The sequence below is a fragment of the Reichenbachiella sp. genome (assembly GCF_039941815.1).
Lineage (GTDB): Bacteria > Bacteroidota > Bacteroidia > Cytophagales > Cyclobacteriaceae > Reichenbachiella.
This window is the reverse complement of record NZ_JBDVDW010000068.1, coordinates 1-1,081: the sequence shown is the minus strand read 5'-3', so window position 1 is coordinate 1,081 and position 1,081 is coordinate 1. Positions and strand designations below refer to the sequence as shown.

The window sequence follows — 1,081 nt, the reverse complement described above, 5'->3', positions numbered from 1 at the left end:
TTGATTGTTTGGCGGTTAGACTTTCAGAATCCTGGTTCGGTTGCGCGCTAACAGTTTGAGCATTAACAGTCTGAGTCGTATTCAAAATTTCTTTGGAGGTGGAAGATGTCGACGAAAGCTGTGAAGACTCTGACTTGGGATTTGATGGACGCGTCCCTGACTCTGACGAAGCCGCAGACAATTTAGATTGTTCTTTTAAATCCTGATCTACTTTTGCCTGACGCAAATCATCAGCAAAGGAGCCTTGCCCCTGACCATCAGTTGAAATAGATTTTGATAGATTTTTAGGTGTCTCTGCAGACACAGGCAACAACAAATTCGACGCTGTACGCATAGTTCCTTTCCTCCGTGTAAGGAACTATGCAATAGCAAGGCCAACCTAGCTAAAAGCGCCTCGTTGCCAATCATAGTAGGCGGTCACGACTCGGCCATCGTGGGAAAATTCCAATTTTTCACAAAGTTGATCTACTAAGGCAAAGCCTCGATTATAAAGCATTTCAGTGTTATCAACTTGATAAGTTAGACGACTAAAGTCAAAACCATCACCACTATCTTCTACCCGCAAAACCAATAAAGCTTTCTGGATATCAGCTTTGACTTTGATGTGGATTTTTACAAAGCCGTCATCAAGCTCATCAAGGGCCGTTTGGCGAGATTCGTAATATTTCGCAAAGCCATCAGGACAGCTTTTGGTTACTGAACTCAGCTTCAATACACCATGTTCTAAGGCATTAGAATAAAGCTCCGACAGAATCATAAATACCTGAGCAGAACTATTATTCAAACCTGGTACAGTGGTGAGGATCTGCAAAATATAAGGCAATGGATCTGTGTTTTTCAGCGTGGTGGCATTCAAAACATAATCCAGAGAAAAATCCGCAGGCCTGTCTTCTTGGACCACTATTTTTTTCTCGTAGGCCTTAGGAAGCACCAAATCTGTATTCAATGTCATAGTAAGACATGAGACATCTTCATGGCTTGCGTCAAGCAAACCTTGCTTATTTAAATTTTCTTTTAGCCAATCCAGTTTGTTCTTTGAAGGTGTAACACTCGACAACATCTTGTTTAATAAAGCTTGATA

The 1,081-nt window shown here is 41.4% G+C and carries 1 protein-coding gene and 1 pseudogene; both read right to left on the bottom strand.

Annotated features, from left to right (window positions below):
• The coding region (locus tag ABJF11_RS19900) for a hypothetical protein (RefSeq protein WP_348122006.1) at positions 1 to 334 on the bottom strand (334 nt) is incomplete at its 3' end.
• A 45-nt stretch (positions 335 to 379) separates the two neighbouring features.
• Positions 380 to 1,081 (bottom strand): annotated as a pseudogene (locus ABJF11_RS19895) (hypothetical protein); the annotation flags it as partial.